We start from the raw sequence: 20922 nt of genomic DNA on the forward strand, positions 1-20922 counted from the left end.
AGTCCTTCGGCGGTTGTCACGGCAGATCGAGCGGCTACTTCAGGTCGCGGGTCAGTTCGGCGAGGCCACCCTGGTCGTTCACCCAGGCCCGGAACTCGGCCATGCCCCGGGCCCGGTCGATCACCGGCGCGTATCCGAAGTCGCGTTCGGCGGCTGCCGTGTCGAAGGTCGACGAGCGGGTCATCAGGGCCAGCACGTACATCGACAGCGGCGGCGAGTACCGGGTCGCCAGGTACGGGATCTTCCACACGAGGTCGAGCACTCGCACTGCCGCCGTGACCACCCGGAGGTTCGCTTCCCGCTCGGGCATGACGAAGCCGAACTGCCGTGCCACCTCGGCCATGTACGGCCAGATGTTGGTGACCTCGGCGTCGGCGACGAAGTAGGCCCGGCCGCCCACCCGGTCCGAGGCGGCGGCCTTGACGCAGGCGTCGACGATGTTGTCGACGTGACACAGCGAGGCGTAGACGTCGCGGCCCCCGGACAGGTTCGGCAGCGTGCCCGCCTGGGCCCGGCCGAGCAGCCGGACGATCGGGCCGGAGCGGTCACCCGGCCCCCAGATCGCGCGCGGGCGCAGCGCGCAGGTGGTGAACCCGTCGGCATCGGCGGCGAGGACCGCCCGTTCGGCGGCCGCCTTGGTCTCGGAATACAGGTTCAGGAATCGGGTCGGATACGGGACGGTCTCGTCGATCTCGATCTGGTCGCCGCCGTCGTAGCTCATCAGGGCACTGGGGCTGGAGATGAACACGAACCGCTGCACCCCGCTGTCCCGGGCCGCGGTGAGCAGCACCTCCGTGGCGGTGGTGTTCTCGCGCACGAACTGGGCGCGCACGCCGCGCTCGTCGACGCGGGCGGCGCTGTGAAAGACGATGTCGATTCCGCGCGTCGCAGCGACGAGCGAGTCGGGGTCGGTGAGGTCGCCGTGGACGATCCGCATCTGTGAGGTGTCGCCGAGGTCGGCGAGATTGCTGGTGCGCCGCACCAGGATCGACACGTCGTGCTCGCCGTCGTCGACGAGGCGGCGAGCGAGGCGACCGCCGAGGAATCCGGATGCACCGGTGACGAGTACCTTCACGGAGCCTTCTCCTCGACTCGGCCTCCCGGTACTGGGCCTCCCGGTTCGGCGGGCTGGGTCTTCCACCACGTCATCCCGAATGCCATCGTCAGGGCGGCGGTGACGGCCGGGGAGCGACCTCCCCGGTCGGCGCGGAGCGCAGCGGGTATCTGCGCGGCGTGCACGACGATGCTCAGGAAGGCGTCGATCCACCAGGCGGCCAGCGCGGCCGGGTGTCGCAGCGGTGAACCGGCCGCGGTCCGGAGCGCCCCGTATGCCAGGTACAGCCAGCCGAGGACCGGAATCACCCGGAGCAGAGGGCTCTTCATCGGCGGCGCTCCTTCCGAAGCCGTTTTCCGGCCCAGTCCGCGAGCTTTTCGCGGCCGATCTTCGCGTTGTGCCGAATGTCGACGGGAAAACCCGGGTGGACCAGGAAGGTGTCGATCGTCGCGGTGAGCGGGAACCGCGCGCCATGGGTGCGCAGTGCGTCCACCACCACTGCGGGTTCGGCACCGGGCAGCAGTTCCACGCACAGCACCGGACGCTGCGCGGGGCGGGTGCCGACGCCGACGAGTGCGGTCCGGCCGACCCCGTCGACGGCGTTGAAGATCTGTTCGACCTGGACCGGATGGAACGTGATGCCATCCGTCTGCACTCGCTGGGATTTGCGACCGCAGAACCAGATTCGACCATGCTCGTCGATCCGTCCGACGTCCCCGGTGCGGTGCCAGATGCGATCACCGTCGGCGATCTTGCCGACCAGGTTGGCCGCGTCGGGCCAGTGGTAGCGGCGGCTGACGTTCGGGCCGGCCACGACGATCTCGCCGACCCCGTCCCGCGGCTCCTCGGTCTGGTCCCACCGCCGGATCGGTTCGTCGGTGACCGCGACCAGCCGGACCTCGACACCGGCGTCGGGCCGCCCGATGCATGTCCCGGCACCCGCGCGGGCGAGATCAACGAGGCCGTCGGCGAGCTCGCGGGATTCGATCGACGACATCGGGATCACCTCGGTCGCACCGTATCCCGCGTGCACCTCCGCGGTGGCGGGCAGGATCTCGCGCAGCCCGGTGACCACCGCGTCGGGCACCGGGGCGCCCCCGGAGAAGACCGCGCGGACGGTCGGCAGGGCGGTCCGGCGGTCCCGGCTGTGCGCGAGCAGCGGTGCCAGGACCGCGGGCGAGGCGAACAGCGTGTGCACCCCGAACCGGTTGACGGCGTCCACGACGTGCTTCGGGTCGGTGGCCCCGACCCGGCTCGGAATCAGTGGGGGCAGCACGATTCTGGTCCCGAGGAGCAGGTAGAGGACACCGAACATCGGCAGGGTCACCAGAGCCGTCTCCTCGTCGGTGACCCCGGTCAGTGCCTGGGTCCGCTCGAGCATCGCGGCGAGGTTGCCGTGGGTGAGTTCGACCGCCTTCGCCGGGCCGGTGGAGCCTGTGGTGAAGGCGATCATCGCCGTCACGTCGGCATCGGGCGCCGTGGCACGGCGCGCCCGACCGGCCGGGGCCCGGCCGAGCTGGGTGAGGGTACGGCCGCCCCAGAACCAGCGGCGGCCGACCGTCACCCGCGCCTCCACCCCGCCGAAGGCGCGGCGGAACAGCACCCGCACGGCGTGCGCCTGCGGGATCCCGATGAACGCCTGGGCGTCGACCGCGGCCAGGCAGCGCAGCATCGGGCGCAGCCCCATCCCGGGGTCGATGACCACCGGCACCGCGCCTGCCTTGAACAGACCGAACAGCACCGCGTACAGCTCGGGACCGGGGTTGACCAGCACGACGGTCCGGGTTCCTGCCCCGATGCCGTCGTCGGTGAACCGCTGGGCGAGGGCGTCGGACCAGGCGTCGAGTTCGGCGAACGTGATGTCGGTGTACACCGGCATCTCGTCGCGCTCGGCGGTGTCCGCGTATGTGACCGCCGGCGCCGCGGGACGACGCCGGGCGTGTTCCCGCAGCCGGTCGACCCATCCGGTGTCGGTGGGTGCGTTCATCGGCGCACGCCTCCTCGGATCACGAGGCCCACGCCCATCACCACCCGGGGATCCGGTACAGCGCGGCGGCGGCACTTGGGCCGGCGCCTGCAGCGACCATCAGCACGTGGCGAACGCCGTCGAGCCGGCCGGAAGCCGCCGCGTGGTGGTAGGCGAGCGGGAGCGTCGCGGTGTGGGTGTCACCGGTGACGTGGTCACCGGTTCCGTCGTCGAGAACCCGGATGCCGAGCTTGGCGGACAGTTCCGCGCGGAACCCGGGCGTCGGCCGAGAGGCGATCAGCACCGTCGTGTCCGGGTCGGCGTCGCCGGTCAGCGCGCGGGAGCCGGCCGCGACCGCGACATCGAGGAGGCGGCGCTCGAAGTCGTCGCTGCGCCGGACGGTCATCGCGGATCGCCCGGTGGTCCCCATCGTCGCGGTGTCGACGAAGCCCTCGACGGCGGTCGGTCCGTCGGCGAGCTCGACGTGAACCGAGCCGAAGCCGTCCGGCCCCTCCGCGAGCTCGAGCAGCAGCGCGGCGCCCGCAGTGGCGTAGGGGAAGTCGGCCGGAGCGTCCGGGCCGGCGAGGGACGGGTGGGTGTCGCCCGCGACGACCAGGACTCGGCCGGTGCTGCCCGTGCCGAGCAACGCCGACGCGACCTGGACGGCATTGAGGACGCCGCATGCCCCGTTCATCAGGTCGAAGGAGAACGACCGCGGGTCGTGCTCCCCGTACTCGAGGCCGATGCCGGCCTCCTTCTGGATGAGCGCGCTCATGGCGGGTTCGACCATGTTCGAGTCGCGGTAGATGCCGGTGTTGATCAGCACCCCGACGGAGTCGGGCGGCGCGTCGGCGGCCGTGAGTGCCGCCCGTGCGGCGCGGGCGGAGTTGACGATGATGCCGGCGGTGTCGGCGCCGTGGCTGACACCGGTTGCGGTGATGACGACACCCATGTCATACCTCCAGGGACGAGATCGTGGCGGACAGGAAACCGGTGACGATGCCGGACGCGGCGGGAACCATCAGGACCTTCGAGCCCGCAGGAATCCGCTTCTGTCCCAGCTGGTCGTGCAGGACGATGAAGTGACTGGTGGTCGAGGTGTTGCCGTACTTCTCGACGACGTTGAGCGATTCGGGCATCGCGGTACCGAACTCCCGTTCGCCGAGCGCGTTCAGCGCCGTGACGGCCGACGCGCCGAACTGGTGGTGGATGATGTAGTCGAACTCCTCGTCGGCGAAGGTTCGCCCCTGCGCGGCAAGGTGATTGCGCTGGGTGTCGGTCCACAGCATGAAGCGGCTCTCGTTGTGCATGCGCCGGTTGTCGGTGTAGAGCGCGACGCCTCCCGTCCGGTCGGACGGCATCCCGAGGCAGGCGTCCGCGTATTCGGACGCGGTCATCAGCTCGACGTAGTGGATCCGGTCGTCCGCACCCTCGGACCGATCGAGGACGACCGCACAGCCCGAGTCGCCGACCGAGAGGGAGGCGAACTGCGGGTGGTAGCCCCCGACGATCTCCTCGACCGCCGTCTCGGCGATCGGGGTGATCGCCTCACCGCTGACCACCATGCCGTTGCGCACGGCACCGGACCGGATCATGCGGTCGAGGATGTAGGTGCCGCTGAGCATGCCGGCGCACGCATTCGACAGGTCGAAGTGAATGGCCCGGGTGGCGCCGAGCTCCTTGGCGATCATGGAGGCGAAGGACGGCTCGAAGTAGATCTTCGACTCCTCCTTGCTCCGGGTGATCGACACCGAGATGATCGCGTCGAGGTCGGCGGCGGCGTAGCGGGACCTCGCCAGGCAGTCGCGTGCCGCCTTCGTCGCGAGGGCGAAGGAGTCCTCGAAGTCCTCGGGGTCGGTGGAGCGGACTCGACGCTCCCGGACCCCGGTCACCGCCTCGAAATTGAACGACGGGGGTTCGGCGAGCCGACCCATCAACTCCTCGGTGGTCAGTACGGCGCTCGGCAGGTGAGCGCCGATCGCCTCGAATCGTGAATGGATCACCACAGCTCCTCCGGTCGGTCCCACGCTCGGCCGGTGCCCTGCATGCAGAGTCCCGATTTCGCGTAATTACCAAGTCCCCAAATATGTTTCGACATCACGCGCGTCAACAACGATCGATCGGCCCCGAGCACCACGCAGCAAATGCCACACCGGGACGAGGCTGTGTGAGGGAATGTACAGCGCGCGCCGAGTCCTGCGGAGCGCAACGGCCGAGAACCCGCAGGTTTGTCTATCAACAGTGAGTTACAGACATATCACCCCGACGCTCCCGTCCGCGACACCGCACAGCAACAGCCGAGGCCGCCCCTCGCCTCGCCGATACGGTCGACCACCAGGATTTTTCGCCCAGCGACACGCCCCACACACCCCACGGGCTTCGCATCGGCAAAGTGATTGCTTCTTGAATCATGTTGGACGCCAACCCATCCAAACCGCGCCCCGATATGAATCAGGTCACAATTGGACCGCTCGGCCTTGAGATCGACGGGGCGCCTGTGGTGTGGTGGCGTCGGACAAACTTACCCGTCAGTAACAAGACCCGCCCGAATGGAGCCGCCGATCCGAAGGAAGGTGAATGACGCTCGCGTCATGACGGTTTCGGCTCGAACGGCACTCACACGCGGGACACACCGACGCGCGGCGTCAGCAACGCACCGACGCGCGGCGTCAGAGGAATGCGGCTGCCCTTTCCGCCAGATCCAGCACCGGCTGGGGCACGATCCCGAGCAACACGGTCACCGCCGCACCGATCGCGACCGCGATCGTCGTCAGCGGGCTCGGCACGACCACCTCGGGCCGCACAGCCGGGGGATCCGAGAAGAACATCAGCACGATCACCCGCACGTAGAAGAAGGCCGCGATGGCGCTGCACACCACACCGACGACCACCAGTGGCACCGCCCCTGCCCCGGCCGCGGCCGAGAACACGGCGAACTTGCTGGTGAATCCGGCGGTCAGAGGGATCCCGGCGAACGAGAGCAGCAGCAGCGCGAAGGTGCCCGCGATCAGTGGCGAGCGGTGCCCCAATCCGGCCCACTGCGACATGTGTGTCGCCTCCCCCGCCGGCCCCCGGACCAGGCCGACGATCGCGAAGGCCGCGACGGTGCCGAACCCGTACGCCACCAGGTAGAACAACGTCGCGGACAACCCGGCACGGTCCGCCGCGACCACACCGGTGAGGATGAACCCGGCGTGCGCGATCGACGAGTAGGCGAGCATCCGCTTGACGTCGGTCTGGGTCACCGCCAGCACGGACCCGAAGACCATCGTCAGGATGGCCACCGCCCACAGCAGCGGTCGCCAGTCGTCCCGCAGCCCGGGCAGCGCCACGTAGAAGATTCGCAACATCGCCCCGAACGCCGCGATCTTGGTGGCCGCGGCCATGAACGCGGTGATCGGGGTGGGTGCACCCTGGTAGACGTCGGGCACCCAGGTGTGGAAGGGGACCGCGCCGACCTTGAACAGCAGCCCCACCGACAGCAGGCCCGTGCCGATCAGGGCCAGCGCGGTACCGCCCGACCGGGTGGACTCCGCGATGCCCGACAGCCGTACCGTGCCCGCCTCCCCGTACAGGAAGGCGACACCGTACAGGAAGAATGCCGACGAGAACGCACCCAGCAGAAAGTATTTCAGCGCGGCCTCCTGCGACAGCACTCGCTGTCGGCGGGCCAGGCCACACAGCAGGTACAGCGGCAGCGAGAGCACCTCGAGCGCCACGAACATGGTGAGCAGGTCACCCGACGCCGGGAACAGCAGCATGCCGCCGACCGCGAACAGGGTCAACGGGAACACCTCGGTGCGGGTGACGCCCGCCTTCGTCGCCTCCCTCTCGGCGACGCTGCCCGGCACCACGGACGCCTGCGGCGTGAACGCGTCCGCGACAGCATCGGCCGCCGGGTCGGACCGGACGCCGCTACGGTCCAGTCCGCGCTCCGCGACGAGCAGCACGGACAGGATCGCAACCAGCAGAATCGAGCCCTGCAGGAAGAGGGTCGGTCCGTCGATCACCACCGCACCTGCCACTGCGGTGCCCCGGGTGTCGCGGAGCAGCACCACTGCCACGAACGCGGCGGTGAGGCCGCCGAGGCCGAGCACGATGTGACTGCCATACCGCGCCCGGACCGGCGCGAACGCCTCGACGATCACCCCGAGGACCGCCACGGCGAACACGATCAGCATCGGCGCGAGCTTGCCGTACTCGATGTCGGGGACGGGCAGCGTCGTCTGAGCGAGGACCGCCGTACGCTCCGGGGAAATCACCGCTGCCCACCTCCCTGCTCCGCCTCGACCACCCCGACAGTCGGTGGCGGATCGTGCTGGTGCACCGCGGTCAGGGTGTCGGTGACCGCCGGGGTGATCGCGTCGAGAGCGGGCTTCGGATAGAAGCCGAGCACCAGCAACAGCACGACGAGCGGCGCCACCACGGCGATCTCCCGCGGCACCAGGTCCGCGACCCGGTGCCGCACGGGGCCCGTCATCACCCGTTGATACAGCCACAGGATGTAGACCGCCGAGAGCACCAGTGCACTCGTCGCGATCACCGCGACCGCCGGGTATCGGGTGAACGTGCCGATCAGCACCAGGAATTCGCTGATGAACGGGGCCAGCCCGGGCAGCGACAGGGTCGCCAGGCCGGCGACGAGGAACGTGCCGGCGAGCACCGGCGCGCTGGTCTGCACGCCACCGTAATCGCCGATTGCACGCGACCCGCGGCGGGCGATCAGGAACCCTGCCACCAGCATCAGCGCCGCGGTGGAGAGGCCGTGGTTCACCATGTACAGCGTCGAGCCCCCCTGGGACTGGCTGGTCAGCGCGAACACCCCGAGCACGATGAACCCGAAGTGGGAGATGGAGGTGTACGCGATCAGCCTCATGATGTCGGTCTGACCGATCGCGACGAGCGCGCCGTACACGATGCCGATCACCGCGAGGGTGACGATCAGGGGCGCGAATGTGGCCGTGGCGTCGGGGAACAGGTGTACGCAGTACCGCAGCATGCCGAAGGTGCCGACCTTGTCCACCACCGCCATCATCAGCACCGCGGTGGACGGGGTGGAGTGCACGGCGGCATCCGGCAGCCAGGTGTGCAGCGGCCACAACGGCGCCTTCACCGCGAACGCGAACATGAAGCCGAGGAACAGCGCGTTCGCGACCGGTGCGTCCATCGTCAGAGTTCCGCTCGACACCGCGTCGGCGATCGCGCGGAAGTCGAAGGTGCCGGACTCGAACGGGCTCGACTCCCCCGCCGTCACCGCGTAGAGGCCGATCACCGCGGCGAGCATGATCAGTCCCCCGAAGAGGTTGTACAGCAGGAACTTCACCGCTGCCTTGGGCCCCTGTGCGTCGCCGAAACCCCCGATCAGGAAGTACATCGGGATCAGCATCGCCTCGAAGAAGACGTAGAACAGCAGGATGTCGAGGGCGAGGAACGACATCAGCACCATTGCCTCGACGATGAGGACCAGCGCGACGTGGGCGTGCACCGGCCGCCGCCCGCGGCCCACCTGGGAGCCGCCGGGCGCCCCGGTACCGTCCTTCCAGCCGGCGAGCAGCAGGACCGGCACCAGCACTGCGGTGAGCAGCACCAGCACCAGGGCGATGCCGTCGACGCCGAGTTCGTAGCGGGTTCCGAACGCGGGTATCCACGAGTGGGATTCGACGAACTGGAAGCGGTCGCCGCCGGGATCGAACCCGACCGCGACAACCACCGCGAGTCCCAGTACCACCAGCGAGGCGGCGAACGCGACCCAACGGGCCGCGTCCCGGCTGCGGGTCGGGAGGCAGGCCACGACGCCGGCGCCGACGAGGGGCGTCAACCACAGTGCGCTCAGCCATGCGAAGTCGTCCACGATCACCTCACCAACGCCAGCATCGCGACCGTAGCGGCCGCACCCAGGAACATGTAGGTCGCGTAGGTCCGTACGAAACCGTTCTGCAGCTTGCGGACTCGCGTCGACAGCCCGGCGACACCCGCGGCGACTCCGGTGACGGCACCGTCGACGCCACGGTCGTCGACCGTCGCCAGTGCCCGGGTGAGCCCGTCCCCGGGTCGCATGAAGACCGCCTCGTTGACGGCGTCGCCGTAGAGGTCGCGGCGCGCGGCAACCGTCAACGCCGACACCTCTTCCGGTGCCTCGGTGGGTATCCGCACCCCCGCGTACTGCCGAACCGCGACCGCGATCCCCGCCAGCACGACGGCCAGGGTGGTCACGGTGATCGTCCACACCGGCACCGGCAGCTCGTCGTGGTGTTCACCGACGACCGGGGCGAGCCAGTTCACCAGAGCGTCACCGGAAGCCAGCAGGAACCCGGAGCACACCGAGCCGATCGCGATCAGGATCATCGGCCACGTCATCACGGCGGGCGCCTCGTGGGGATGAGCGACTGTGACTCCTGGTCGCTCCGCAGGCTCCGCTCCCGCCTCCCATCGCCGCTTCCCGAAGAACGTCATCAGCATCACCCGGGTCATGTAGAACGCGGTGATCCCCGCACCGAGCAGTGCCGCACCGCCCAGCAGCACGCCCTCCGCGCCGCCCGCACCGAACGCGACCTCGATGATCTTGTCCTTCGAGAAGAAGCCGGCGAACGGCGGAATCCCGATGATCGCCAGGTAGCCGAGCCCGAAGGTCGCGAACGTGATCGGCATGACGACGCGCAATCCGCCGTAGCGACGCATGTTCACCTCGTCGTTCATTGCGTGCATGACCGACCCGGCGCCGAGGAACAGTCCGGCCTTGAAGAAGCCGTGAGTGAGCAGGTGCATGATCGCGAATGCGTACCCCGCCGGGCCGAGACCGGCCGCGAGCACCATGTAACCGATCTGGCTCATCGTCGACGCGGCGAGCACCTTCTTGATGTCGTCCTTCGCGCAGCCGATGATCGCGCCGAACAGCAGGGTCACCGCGCCGACGATCACCACGCCCGCTCGGGCGGCGGGGGCCAGGTCGAAGATCGCGTTCGAGCGGGTGATCAGGTAGACGCCCGCGGTCACCATCGTGGCGGCGTGGATCAGCGCCGACACCGGAGTCGGGCCTTCCATCGCGTCCCCCAGCCACGACTGCAGCGGTACCTGAGCGGACTTACCGCACGCGGCCAGCAGCAGCATCAGCCCGAGCGCGGTGACGGTCCCCTCGCCCGCGTCACCGACACCGGCGAAAACCTCCGAATACGAGACGGTTCCGAAGGTCGCGAACATGATCATCAGCGCGATCGCGAGGCCGGTGTCGCCGACCCGGTTGACGACGAACGCCTTCTTCGCGGCCGCCGCCGCGGCCGGCTTGTGGTGCCAGAATCCGATCAGCAGGTACGACGCCAGGCCCACACCCTCCCAACCGAAGTACAGGCCCAGGTAGTTGTCGGCCAGCACCAGCAGCAGCATTGCCGCGAGGAACAGGTTGAGGTACGCGAAGAACCGGCGCCGGCCGGGATCGGCAGCCATGTACCCGACCGAGTAGACATGAATCAGGGAGCCGACACCGGTGATGAGCAGCGCGAAACACACGGACAACTGGTCGAGTTGGAGCCCGAAGTCCACCTGCAACCCGGCGACCGGCACCCAGCTGAACAGAGTTTCGTGGACGGCGCGGTCGTCCGTGTCGCGGCCGAGCATGCCGACGAAGAGCGCGACCGCCACCGAGAAGGACGCGATCGCGGTCGCACAGCCGAGCAGGTGCCCCCAGCGATCGCCGCGCCTGCCCGCGAGCAGCAGGATCACAGCGCCCGCGAGCGGCAGGGCGATGAGAACCCCTATCCCCCCGGCCATCAGAATTTGAGGAGGTTGGCGACGTCGACCGAGGCCGACCGGCGGGTGCGGAAGATGGCCATGATGATCGCCAGTCCGACGACGACCTCTGCGGCGGCGACCACCATCGTGAAGAACGCGATCACATGTCCGTCGAGATTGCCGTGCATGCGGGCGAAGGTGACGAACGCGAGATTGGTCGCGTTGAGCATCAGCTCGATGCACATGAACACCACGATGGCGTTGCGGCGCAACAGTACCCCGGCACCACCGATGGTGAACAGCAGCGCCGACAGGTACAGGTAGTTCTCCGGGTTCACAGTTCTCCCTCCTTCTCGCTGCTCGGCGCCTCCTCCCGCCTGCCCGGTGCGCCTCGCTCACCGTGCCGCGGGGTGAGGACGCCGCTGACCGATCCCGGAGCGGGTGACCCGTCCGGCAGCAGGGCCGCCATGTCGACCGCGTTGTGCCTGGCATAGACGCCGGGACTCGGCAGCGGTGTGACCTGGCCACCATCGCGGAACCGCTGCTCCGACATGGACTTCTGGTCCGGTCTCGGTTCGAGGCGCTCGCGGTGCGCGAGCACCATCGCGCCGATGGTTGCGACGATCAGCAGTCCGCCGGTCAGTTCGAACGCCCAGACGTAGCGCAGAAAGATCAGCTCCGCCAGGCCCGGCACGTTGCCGAGACCGCCGCCGGGGGCGGCGTTCGCGTCGGGCAGCCCCGCGAATGCACCGACGGTGGCACTGCCGATCCCGCCGATCAGCAGCACCCCGAATCCGAGCCCCGCCACTGCGGCCGCGACCCGCTGTCCGCGAATGGTTTCCACCAGCGAGTCGGATGAGTCGACACCGATCAGCATCAGTACGAACAGGAACAGCATCATCACCGCGCCGGTGTAGACGACGATCTGAACGACACCGAGGAACAGTGCGTCCTGGGCGATGTAGAAGAACGCCAGGATGATCATCGTCATCGCCAGGAAGATCGCCGAGTACACGGCCTTCGTCGCGCACACCACCCCCAGCGCGCCGAGCACGCACACGGTGCCGAGGATCCAGAACTGCACCGCCTCGGCGCCAGAGGTGCGCGTCAGCGGCTCCGCCATGATCTCGGTGGTGTGGGTCAGCGGCTGGGCGAGGGCGGCCGGGGTCACGACTGCGCCTCGGTCTCGTCGGTGCCGCTCGCGGCGGAATCGTCGGTGCCGCCCGCGGTGGCCCCGGTGACGGTGCCGCGGTAGTAGTCCTCGTCCGTGGCGCCGGGCGCCATCGGATGTGGCGGAGCCGTCATGCCGGGCTGCAGGGGGGCGAGCAGCCGGTCCTTGCCGAAGATCAGGTCGGCGCGGTTGTCGTCGACGAGTTCCTCGTACGCGTTCGTCATGGTGAGCGCGCGGGTCGGGCATGCCTCGACGCACAGCCCGCAGCCGATGCACCGGAGGTAGTTGATCTGGTACACCCGGCCGTAGCGCTCACCGGGCGAGAATCGTTCCTCCTCGGTGTTGTCCGCGCCCTCGACGTAGATGGCGTCGGCGGGGCACGCCCACGCGCACAGTTCGCAGCCGATGCACTTCTCGAGCCCGTCGGAATGACGGTTGAGCTGATGCCGACCGTGGTAGCCGGGCGCGGTCGCGGGCTTCTGTTCGGGATAGAACTCGGTGTTCGGCTTCTTGAACATCGTCGAGAAGGTGACGCCGAATCCGGCGAGGGAATCGAGGAACCTGGTCATCGGGGACCTCCCGCGGCACGGTCGAACTCGGGCAGTGTCTGGCCCGGCAGCGGCGGCACGGGGAACCCGCCGGCCATCGGGTCGAACGCGGGCTGCGGCGGAGATGGTGGGGCCGCCGCCGCGGCGCTCCTGCGACTGCGCAGCGTCCGCCACAGCACGGCGAGCAGGGCCAGGGTGACGATCACCCCGGCGACCACGATCGTGACGGTCGCCGCGTCGTACCCCTCGAGCCGCAGTGCCCGCGCGGCGGCGACCAGCATCACCCACAGCAGCGACGCCGGGATCAGCACCTTCCAGCCGAGGTTCATGAACTGGTCGTAGCGCAGCCGCGGCAGCGTCGCGCGCAGCCAGATGAACACGAAGAGGAAACCCCACACCTTCGCGACGAACCACAGCACCGGCCACCAGCCCGAGTTCGCCCCCTCCCAGAGGCTGATGGGCCAGGGCGCGTGCCAGCCGCCGAGGAACAGTGTGGTGGCCAGCGCGGAGACCGTGACCATGTTGATGTACTCGGCCAGCATGAACATCGCGAACCGCAGCGACGAGTACTCGGTGTGGAATCCGCCGACCAGTTCGCCCTCCGCCTCGGGCAGGTCGAACGGCGCCCGGTTCGTCTCCCCCACCATCGATGTCACGTAGATGAGGAACGACGGCAGCAGGAGGAACACGTACCACGTGCCGAACTGGGACGAGACGATCCCCGAGGTGCTCATCGTGCCCGCGTCGAGGAACACCGCGGCGAACGACAACCCCATCGCCACCTCGTAGGAGATCACCTGCGCGGTCGACCGCAGGCCGCCGAGCAGCGGGTAGGTGGAACCCGACGCCCATCCGGCGAGCACGATGCCGTACACGCCGACGGACGTGACCGCGAGGACGTACAGGACCGCGACCTGAAGGTCGGTGAGCTGCAGCGGTGTTCGGTGGCCGAGGATCGACACCTCCGGACCGAACGGGATCACCGCGAAGGCCATGATCGCCGGCACAATGGCGATGATCGGTGCGAGCAGGTACACCGGCCTGTCCACTCCGGCCGGGACGATGCCCTCCTTGAGTGCGAGTTTGATGCCGTCGGCGAGGGATTGGAGGGTGCCGCGGGGGCCGACGCGGTTCGGTCCGACGCGCATCTGCATCCACGCCATCACCTTGCGTTCGACGAGCAGCGCGATCAGCGGCGTCAGGATCAGGAACGCGAAGATGGCCACCGCCTTCGCGACCACCAGCCACCACGGATCGCGGCCGAATGCGGAGAGGTCGGTGCCGGCGGCGATGATCGGTGCGGTGGTCATCGCAAACCCCCTACCGCGGGCCGGATCCGGACCATCGCGCCGACCGTGACACCGAGGTCGCGGTGGACCGCGCTGCCCGGCGAGTTGAGCGGCAGCCATACCACCCGCTCAGGCATGTCGGTGACGACGACGGGCAGGGTGACCGCGCCACGATCGGTGTTGACGGTGATCGAGTCGCCGTCCCGGCAACCGATCTCGACGGCGGTGCCCGCGGAGAGTCGCGCGACCGGGACGTGTGCGGTGCCGGCGAGGTGCGGTTCACCGTCCTGTAGCCGGCCCGCGTCGAGGAGTTGGCGCCACCCGGCGAGCACCGCCTGGCCCGGGCCGGGCAGGCGGTGGTGTGCCGGGGCGGTGGTGGGGGCTGCGACCGGTTCGCCGTCCCACCGGCCGATCACACCGATCTCCGCGCGGGCGGTGGCCGCGTCGGGCAGCCCGATCGGTTCCCCCATCTCTGTCGAGAGGGCATGCAGCACCCGGTGATCCGGCATGGCACCGATTCCGGTGAGGGCCGCCGCGAACGGGCGGTCGCGTCCCTCCCAGTCGACGAACGTGCCGTCCTTCTCGGCCACCGGCGCGACCGGGAACACCACATCGGCGAGGTCGGTGACCGCGCTGCGTCGCAGTTCGAGCGAGACCACGAAGCCGGCGGCCTCGACCGCGGTGCGGGCGGCAGCGGGGTCGGGGAGGTCGTCGAGCTCGACGCCGCCGACCAGCAGTGCACCCAACGTCCCGGCCCGGGCGCCCTCGAGGATGCCCGCGGTGTCACGGCCCGGTACGGACGGGAGGTCGTCGACGTTCCAGCGCGCCGCGACCCGGTGCCGGGCCGTGGCGTCGGCAACGGGGTGGGCGCCGGGCAGCAGGTTCGGCAGGGCACCGGATTCCAGTGCGCCCCGCTCGCCGGCACGGCGCGGGATCCACGCCAGTCGGGCACCGGTGAGATCGGCGAGTTCGCTTGCCGCCGTGAGCGTCCCCGCCGGCCCGGCCGCGCGTTCACCGACGAGGATCAACGCCCCCGGAGCCTTGAGCAGGTCGTTGCCGCGCAGCGCGTGGAGCGCTTCGACCTCGCCGCCGGGACCGGTCTGCAGCAGGTGTCCGGACAGCTTCTGCAGGCCGCGGCTCGCGTAGGGCGCGATCGAGTACACCGCCAACCCGTTGCGGCGCACCGCCTTGCGCAGGCGGAGGAACACGATCGGCGACTCCTCCTCCGGTTCGAATGCGACCAGCACGACGACGGGTGCGCGTTCGACGTCGGCGTAGGTGACGTCCATCCGGCGGCCCGCGACGCGTGCGCCGAGGAAGCGCGTCTCCTCGTCGGAATGCGGTCGAATGCGGAAGTCGACGTCGTTGGTGCCGAGAGCGACCCGCGCGAACTTCGCGTAGGCGTACGCGTCCTCGACGGTGACCCGGCCGCCGGTCAGCACCCCGACCGCACCGCCCTCTCGCAACCCGCGGGCGGCGACAGCGAGGGCCTGCGACCAGGACGTCGGCGCCAGTTGCCCGTCGGGCCCGCGGACCAGCGGAGTGGTCAGCCTGTCGGAGGCGGTCGCGTAGGTGAACGCCCACCGGCCCTTGTCGCAGTTCCACTCCTCGTTGACCTCGGGGTCGTCGCCGGCGAGGCGGCGGAGGACGGTGCCGCGCCGGTGGTCGGTCCGCTGGGCGCACCCGGAGGCGCAGTGCTCGCACACGCTCGGCGTCGACACCAGGTCGAAGGGGCGGGCCCGGAACCGGTAGGAGGCTCCGGTCAGCGCGCCGACCGGGCAGATCTGCACCGTGTTGCCGGAGAAGTACGACTCGAACGGTTCGCCCTCACCGATCCCGACCTGCTGCAGCGCGCCGCGTTCGAGCAGTTCGATGAACGGATCACCGGCGATCTGCTGAGAGAACCGGGTGCAACGGGCGCACAGGACGCAGCGTTCCCGGTCCAGCAGCACCTCGCTGGACAGGGGTATCGGTTTCGGGTAGGTGCGCTTGGTGCCGTCGAATCGGGATTCGCTGCGGCCGTTGGACATCGCCTGGTTCTGCAGTGGGCATTCGCCGCCCTTGTCGCACACCGGGCAGTCCAGAGGATGGTTGATCAGCAGCAGTTCCATCACTCCGCGCTGCGCCCTGTCGGCCGCCGGCGAGGTGAGCTGGGTGTACACGGTCATGCCGTCGGAGACGACGGTGGTGCAGGACGCCATCGGCTTCGGCAACCGGACCGGCGGCGATCCCGGCTCGCGGCCCGGCAGTTCCACCTCGACGAGGCACTGCCTGCAGGCACCGACGGGGTCGAGCAGGGGATGGTCGCAGAACCGCGGGATCTGGACCCCGACGAGTTCGGCCGCCCGGATCACCAAGGTGCCCTTGGGGACCCGAACCTCGGCTCCGTCGATGGAAACCGTCACCAGATCGGCGGGCGCGGAGACGTTCTCGCTCACGCTCATCGAGCCCCCACTCCCTCGGTCAGTGCGGACCGTGCCGGATCGAACGGACAACCGCCGCGTCGGAAGTGCGCGAGGTACTCGTCACGGAAGTACTTCAGCGAGGAGTTGATCGGGCTCGCGGCGGCATCCCCCAACGCGCAGAACGACTTTCCGGCGATCCCGTCGGCGATGTCCAGCAGCGTCTCCAGGTCGGCGGCGGTGCCCTGGCCGGCTTCCATCCGTTCCATCACCTGCACCAGCCAGTAGGTGCCCTCCCGACACGGGGTGCACTTGCCGCACGACTCGTGGGCGTAGAACTGCGTCCACCTCAGGACCGCGCGCACCACGCAGGTGGTCTCGTCGAAGATCTGCAGCGCCTTCGTGCCGAGCATGGAGCCGGCACCGGCGACACCTTCGTAGTCGAGGGCCACGTCGAGGTGCTGCTCGGTGAAGATCGGTGTGGAGGAACCGCCGGGGGTCCAGAACTTGAGCCGGTGCCCGGCCCTCACGCCGCCCGCGTACTCGAGCAGTTCCCGCAGCGTCACCCCGAGCGGCGCCTCGTACTGGCCGGGCCGGGTGACATGCCCGGACAGCGAGTACAACGTGAATCCCGGCGACTTCTCACCGCCCATGGACCGGAACCAGTCGGCGCCGTGCAGCAGGATCGGAGGCACGCTGGCGATCGACTCGACGTTGTTGACCACCGTGGGGCTGGCGTAGAGGCCCGCGACCGCGGGAAACGGGGGCCGCAGCCGGGGTTGCCCACGGCGGCCCTCCAGCGAGTCGAGAAGCGCGGTCTCCTCACCGCAGATGTAGGCGCCTGCACCGGCGTGCACCACCACGTCGAGGTCGAAGCCGCTGCCGAGGATGTCGCGTCCCAGATACCCGGCCGCGTACGCCTCGGCGACCGCGGACTGCAACCGCCGCAGCACCGGCACCACCTCACCGCGGACGTAGATGAAGGCGTGCCGGGCCCGGATCGCGTAGGCGGCGATGACGACACCCTCGATCAGAGCGTGCGGCGTGGCCAGCATGAGCGGCATGTCCTTGCAGGTACCCGGCTCGGACTCGTCGGCGTTGACCACCAGGTAGTGCGGCTTTCCACCGGCAGTTGTCCCGTTCTGGGCGCCCGCGCCCGCCGGATCCTGAGGAATGAAGGACCATTTCGTCCCGGTGGGGAACCCGGCCCCGCCACGTCCGCGCAGCCCCGATGCCTTGACGGTATCGATCACCGCGTCCGGTCCCTGTGCCAGGGCGGCTCGCAATCCGCGGTAGCCGTCGTGGCGGAGGTAGGTCTCCAGCGTCCACGACCGTGGCTCGTCCCAGTAGCGGCTCAGGACCGGGGTCAGGGTCACGACGACTCCCCCTCCCGCTCGGAACCGTGCGGGCCGGGTTCCGGTGCGCTCAGGCCGCGTTGGCGGGCGATCCGGAGCCCCGCGACGGTGGCCTCCCCGGCCACGCCGGCGTCCGCGGCCCCGGGCCGCGGGTCGGGAAATCCCGCAAGGATCCGCTCGGTCTCCCGGAACGTGCACGGAGGGGCGCCCCGGACCGGGGTCACCCGACCACCGGCCCGCAGCGTGTCGACCAGGTCGGTTGCCGACTCCGGGGTCTGGTTGTCGAAGAACTCCCAGTTGACCATCACCACCGGGGCGTAGTCGCATGCGGCGTTGCACTCGACGTGTTCGAGGGTGACGACGCCGTCGTCGGTGCTCTGGCCCGGTTCGACCCCGAGGTGGGTGCGCAGCCGGTCGAGGATCGCGTCACCGCCCATGATCGCGCACAGCGTGTTCGTGCACACCCCGACCAGGTAGTCGCCGGTGGGAGTGCGCCGGTACATGGAGTAGAACGTCGCGACCGCGGATACCTCCGCGGCGGTGAGATCGAGCTGCCCGGCGCAGAATTCGACACCGGCGCGAGTGACACAGCCGTCCTCGGACTGCACCAGGTGCAGCAGCGGCAGTAGCGCCGAACGGGACTGCGGGTAGCGCGCGAGGATCTCCTTGGCGTCCACCTCGAGCCGCCCCCTGACCTGCGGCGGGTAGCCGTGCGGCGCGGTCATCGGTCCACTCCGCCCATGACGGGGTCGATGCTGGCCACCGAGGCGATCACGTCGGCGACCATGCCGCCCTCGCACATCGCCGACACCGCTTGCAGATTCGTGAACGAGGGGTCACGGTAGTGCACCCGGTACGGCCTGCTGCCGCCGTCGCTGACCATGTGCACGCCCAGTTCGCCGCGCGGGGACTCGACCGCGACGTACACCTGCCCGGCGGGCACCCGGAAGCCCTCGGTGACGAGTTTGAAGTGGTGGATCAGCGCCTCCATCGAGGTCCCCATGATGTGCTCGATGTGTTCGGGCGAGTTGCCGAGCCCGTCCGGACCCAGCGCCAGGTCCGCGGGCCAGGCGATCTTCTTGTCGTCGATCATCACCGGTCCGGGCCGCAACCGGTCGAGGCACTGCTGCGCGATCCTCAGCGACTCGCGCATCTCCCGGACCCGGATCAGGTACCGCCCGTAGCAGTCACTGCCCGTGTCGGTGACGACGTCGAAGTCGTAGGTCTCGTATCCGCAGTACGGCTCCGAACGCCTCAGGTCGTGGGGAAGTCCGGTGGCACGCAGGATCGGACCGGTCATACCGAGGGCCATGCACCCGGTCAGGTCGAGGTAGCCGATGCCCTGGGTGCGGGCCTTCCAAATCGGGTTCTCGTTGAGCATGAGTTCCATGTCCCGCAGGCGGTTCGGCAGGATCGTGAGCAGCTCCCGTGCCGCGGCGAGCGCCGCGTCGGAAACGTCCTGGGCGAGCCCGCCGGGCCGGATGAAGGCGTGGTTCATCCGCAGACCGGTCATCTTCTCGAACACGTCCAGGATCAGCTCCCGCTCGCGGAACCCGAACAGCATCGCGGTCACCGCGCCGAGCTCCATGCCGCCGGTCGCCAGTGCCACCAGATGCGAGGAGATCCGGTTCAGTTCCATCAGCAGCACCCGGATCACGGTGGCGCGCTCGGGAATCAGGTCGGTGATGCCGAGCAGCTTCTCCAGCGCCAGGCAGTAGGCGGTCTCGTTGAAGAACGGGGACAGGTAGTCCATCCGGGTGACGAAGGTGACGCCCTGCGTCCAGCTGCGGTACTCGAGGTTCTTCTCGATTCCGGTGTGCAGGTATCCGATTCCGCACCGCGCCTCGGTGACGGTCTCGCCCTCGATCTCCAGGATCAGGCGCAGCACGCCGTGCGTGGAGGGGTGCTGCGGACCCATGTTCACCACGATCCGCTCGTCTCCGGATTGGGCTGCCGCCCCGATGATCTCGTCCCAGTCCTGTCCGCCGGCACTGTAGATGGTGCCTGCGGGATCGCTGCTCACGTCGCTCATCAGCTGTACGCCCTCCGCTGGTCGGGTGGCGGGATCTGCGCGCCCTTGTACTCGACGGGAATGCCGCCGAGGGGGTAGTCCTTGCGCTGCGGGTGCCCCTCCCAGTCGTCGGGCATCTCGATCCGCGTCAGTGCGGGATGACCGTCGAACACGATTCCGAAGAAGTCGTAGGTTTCCCGCTCGTGCCAGTCGTTGGTGGGGTAGATCGAGTACAGGGACGGCACGTACGGATGGGCGTCCGGAACCGCGACCTCGAGCCGGATGCGGCGACCCCAGGTGATCGACAGCAGCGGGTACACCGCGTGCAGTTCCCGGCCACTGTCCTGCGGATAGTGCACACCGCTGACCCCGAGGCACAGCTCGAACCGCAGGGCGGGGGCGTCACGCAGCGCCCGTGCGACCGCAGGCAGGTGTGAGGCACGGACGTGGAAGGTGAGCTCGTCGCGGAACACCACGACCTTCTCGATCGCGTCCGCCGGTGCCACCCCGGCCGCCGTGAGCGTCGCGTCCAGCTCGTCGGCGACCTCGTCGAACCATCCCCCGAACGGTCGAGTCGTGCTGGGAGGCAGGGTGACCGGACGCTGCAGCCGACCGTATCCGGAGGTGTCGCCGGTGCCGCGGACACCGAACATGCCCTGCCGGACGTCGATCACGTCGGGCACCGCCGCCTCGTCCGGGGGCGGACTACCCTCCGGTCCGGTCGTCGCCTCTGAGTCGAAGTCCGAACTCACCGCAGCAGCCCCCTCATCTCGATCGTCGGGGTCGCGGCCAGCGCTGCCGCTTCCGCCGCCCGCACCGCTTCCTCCCGGTTCACACCGAGCGGCATCTGCTGAATCTTCTCGTGCAGCTTGATGATCGCGTTCAACAGCATCTCCGGTCGTGGGGGGCAGCCGGGGAGGTAGATGTCGACGGGAACGAGGTGGTCGACGCCCTGCACGATCGCGTAGTTGTTGAACATGCCCCCGGAGGAGGCACAGACGCCCATGGCCAGAACCCATTTCGGTTCGACCATCTGGTCGTACACCTGGCGCAGCACCGGGCCCATCTTCTGACTGACCCGGCCGGCCACGATCATCAGATCGGCCTGTCGGGGCGAGGCGCGGAACGCCTCCATTCCGAACCGGGCGATGTCGTACCGCCCGGCACTGGTGGCCATCATCTCGATGGCACAGCAGGCGAGTCCGAACGTGGCCGGCCACAGCGATCCCTTGCGCGCGTATCCCGCGATCGACTCCACCGTCGTCAGCAGGAACCCGCTCGGCAGCTTCTCCTCGAGACCCATGATCCTCGCCTCAGCTCTCCGTCCGGTTTCCCGAACGATTTCCCGAACGAACCGATCCGACTGCGCCGCAGCGCCATCCGACCGAGTTCGGCGGCCGG

18 protein-coding genes are annotated in these 20922 nt (G+C 69.2%); all 18 read right to left on the reverse strand.

Annotation, left to right across the window (positions count from 1 at the left end; translation table 11 throughout):
• Positions 1 to 34 precede the first annotated feature (34 nt).
• Complete coding sequence (locus tag ACWDU4_RS07160) at positions 35 to 1075, reverse strand: NAD-dependent epimerase/dehydratase family protein (RefSeq protein ID WP_450113176.1); 1041 nt, start codon at positions 1073 to 1075, stop codon at positions 35 to 37.
• Positions 1072 to 1383 (reverse strand): hypothetical protein, encoded by a 312-nt coding sequence (locus tag ACWDU4_RS07165; protein WP_450113177.1) that lies wholly within the window; start codon positions 1381 to 1383, stop codon positions 1072 to 1074. Before ACWDU4_RS07165 ends, ACWDU4_RS07160 begins: the two co-directional genes overlap by 4 nt.
• Positions 1380 to 3041, reverse strand: a complete 1662-nt coding sequence (locus tag ACWDU4_RS07170; RefSeq protein WP_450113178.1) for a fatty acid CoA ligase family protein — start codon at positions 3039 to 3041, stop codon at positions 1380 to 1382. Before ACWDU4_RS07170 ends, ACWDU4_RS07165 begins: the two co-directional genes overlap by 4 nt.
• Before the next feature lie 37 nt (positions 3042 to 3078).
• Positions 3079 to 3972, reverse strand: a complete 894-nt coding sequence (locus ACWDU4_RS07175; protein ID WP_450113179.1) for a 3-oxoacyl-[acyl-carrier-protein] synthase III C-terminal domain-containing protein — start codon at positions 3970 to 3972, stop codon at positions 3079 to 3081.
• A 1-nt stretch (position 3973) separates the two neighbouring features.
• A complete protein-coding gene (locus tag ACWDU4_RS07180; RefSeq protein ID WP_450113180.1) occupies positions 3974 to 5023 on the reverse strand; it encodes a 3-oxoacyl-ACP synthase III family protein in 1050 nt (349 codons plus the stop codon).
• Positions 5024 to 5689: 666 nt separating this feature from the next.
• A complete protein-coding gene (gene nuoN / locus ACWDU4_RS07185; protein ID WP_450113181.1) occupies positions 5690 to 7282 on the reverse strand; it encodes an NADH-quinone oxidoreductase subunit NuoN in 1593 nt (530 codons plus the stop codon).
• Positions 7279 to 8874, reverse strand: a complete 1596-nt coding sequence (locus ACWDU4_RS07190) for an NADH-quinone oxidoreductase subunit M (protein ID WP_450113216.1) — start codon at positions 8872 to 8874, stop codon at positions 7279 to 7281. The genes nuoN and ACWDU4_RS07190 overlap by 4 nt, the downstream gene beginning before the upstream one ends.
• Positions 8874 to 10784, reverse strand: coding sequence for an NADH-quinone oxidoreductase subunit L (nuoL, locus tag ACWDU4_RS07195; protein ID WP_450113182.1), 1911 nt, complete (start codon positions 10782 to 10784; stop codon positions 8874 to 8876). Before nuoL ends, ACWDU4_RS07190 begins: the two co-directional genes overlap by 1 nt.
• A complete protein-coding gene (gene nuoK / locus ACWDU4_RS07200; protein WP_450113183.1) occupies positions 10784 to 11083 on the reverse strand; it encodes an NADH-quinone oxidoreductase subunit NuoK in 300 nt (99 codons plus the stop codon). The genes nuoL and nuoK overlap by 1 nt, the downstream gene beginning before the upstream one ends.
• Complete coding sequence (locus ACWDU4_RS07205) at positions 11080 to 11868, reverse strand: NADH-quinone oxidoreductase subunit J (RefSeq protein WP_450113217.1); 789 nt, start codon at positions 11866 to 11868, stop codon at positions 11080 to 11082. Before ACWDU4_RS07205 ends, nuoK begins: the two co-directional genes overlap by 4 nt.
• Before the next feature lie 44 nt (positions 11869 to 11912).
• Positions 11913 to 12485, reverse strand: a complete 573-nt coding sequence (gene nuoI / locus ACWDU4_RS07210) for an NADH-quinone oxidoreductase subunit NuoI (RefSeq protein WP_450113184.1) — start codon at positions 12483 to 12485, stop codon at positions 11913 to 11915.
• The gene (gene nuoH / locus ACWDU4_RS07215) at positions 12482 to 13774 is read right to left on the reverse strand and encodes an NADH-quinone oxidoreductase subunit NuoH (protein ID WP_450113185.1); all 1293 of its coding nucleotides are present in this window, start codon (positions 13772 to 13774) and stop codon (positions 12482 to 12484) included. Before nuoH ends, nuoI begins: the two co-directional genes overlap by 4 nt.
• Positions 13771 to 16197, reverse strand: a complete 2427-nt coding sequence (locus tag ACWDU4_RS07220; protein ID WP_450113186.1) for an NADH-quinone oxidoreductase subunit G — start codon at positions 16195 to 16197, stop codon at positions 13771 to 13773. Before ACWDU4_RS07220 ends, nuoH begins: the two co-directional genes overlap by 4 nt.
• The gene (gene nuoF / locus ACWDU4_RS07225; protein WP_450113187.1) at positions 16194 to 17531 is read right to left on the reverse strand and encodes an NADH-quinone oxidoreductase subunit NuoF; all 1338 of its coding nucleotides are present in this window, start codon (positions 17529 to 17531) and stop codon (positions 16194 to 16196) included. The genes ACWDU4_RS07220 and nuoF overlap by 4 nt, the downstream gene beginning before the upstream one ends.
• Positions 17528 to 18235 (reverse strand): NADH-quinone oxidoreductase subunit NuoE, encoded by a 708-nt coding sequence (nuoE, locus tag ACWDU4_RS07230; RefSeq protein WP_450113188.1) that lies wholly within the window; start codon positions 18233 to 18235, stop codon positions 17528 to 17530. Before nuoE ends, nuoF begins: the two co-directional genes overlap by 4 nt.
• A complete protein-coding gene (gene nuoD / locus ACWDU4_RS07235; RefSeq protein WP_450113189.1) occupies positions 18232 to 19542 on the reverse strand; it encodes an NADH dehydrogenase (quinone) subunit D in 1311 nt (436 codons plus the stop codon). The genes nuoE and nuoD overlap by 4 nt, the downstream gene beginning before the upstream one ends.
• The gene (locus ACWDU4_RS07240) at positions 19542 to 20273 is read right to left on the reverse strand and encodes an NADH-quinone oxidoreductase subunit C (protein ID WP_450113190.1); all 732 of its coding nucleotides are present in this window, start codon (positions 20271 to 20273) and stop codon (positions 19542 to 19544) included. The genes nuoD and ACWDU4_RS07240 overlap by 1 nt, the downstream gene beginning before the upstream one ends.
• A complete protein-coding gene (locus tag ACWDU4_RS07245; protein ID WP_450113191.1) occupies positions 20270 to 20824 on the reverse strand; it encodes a NuoB/complex I 20 kDa subunit family protein in 555 nt (184 codons plus the stop codon). The genes ACWDU4_RS07240 and ACWDU4_RS07245 overlap by 4 nt, the downstream gene beginning before the upstream one ends.
• Positions 20825 to 20922: the final 98 nt, after the last annotated feature.

The sequence above is a fragment of the Rhodococcus sp. NPDC003348 genome (assembly GCF_053589375.1).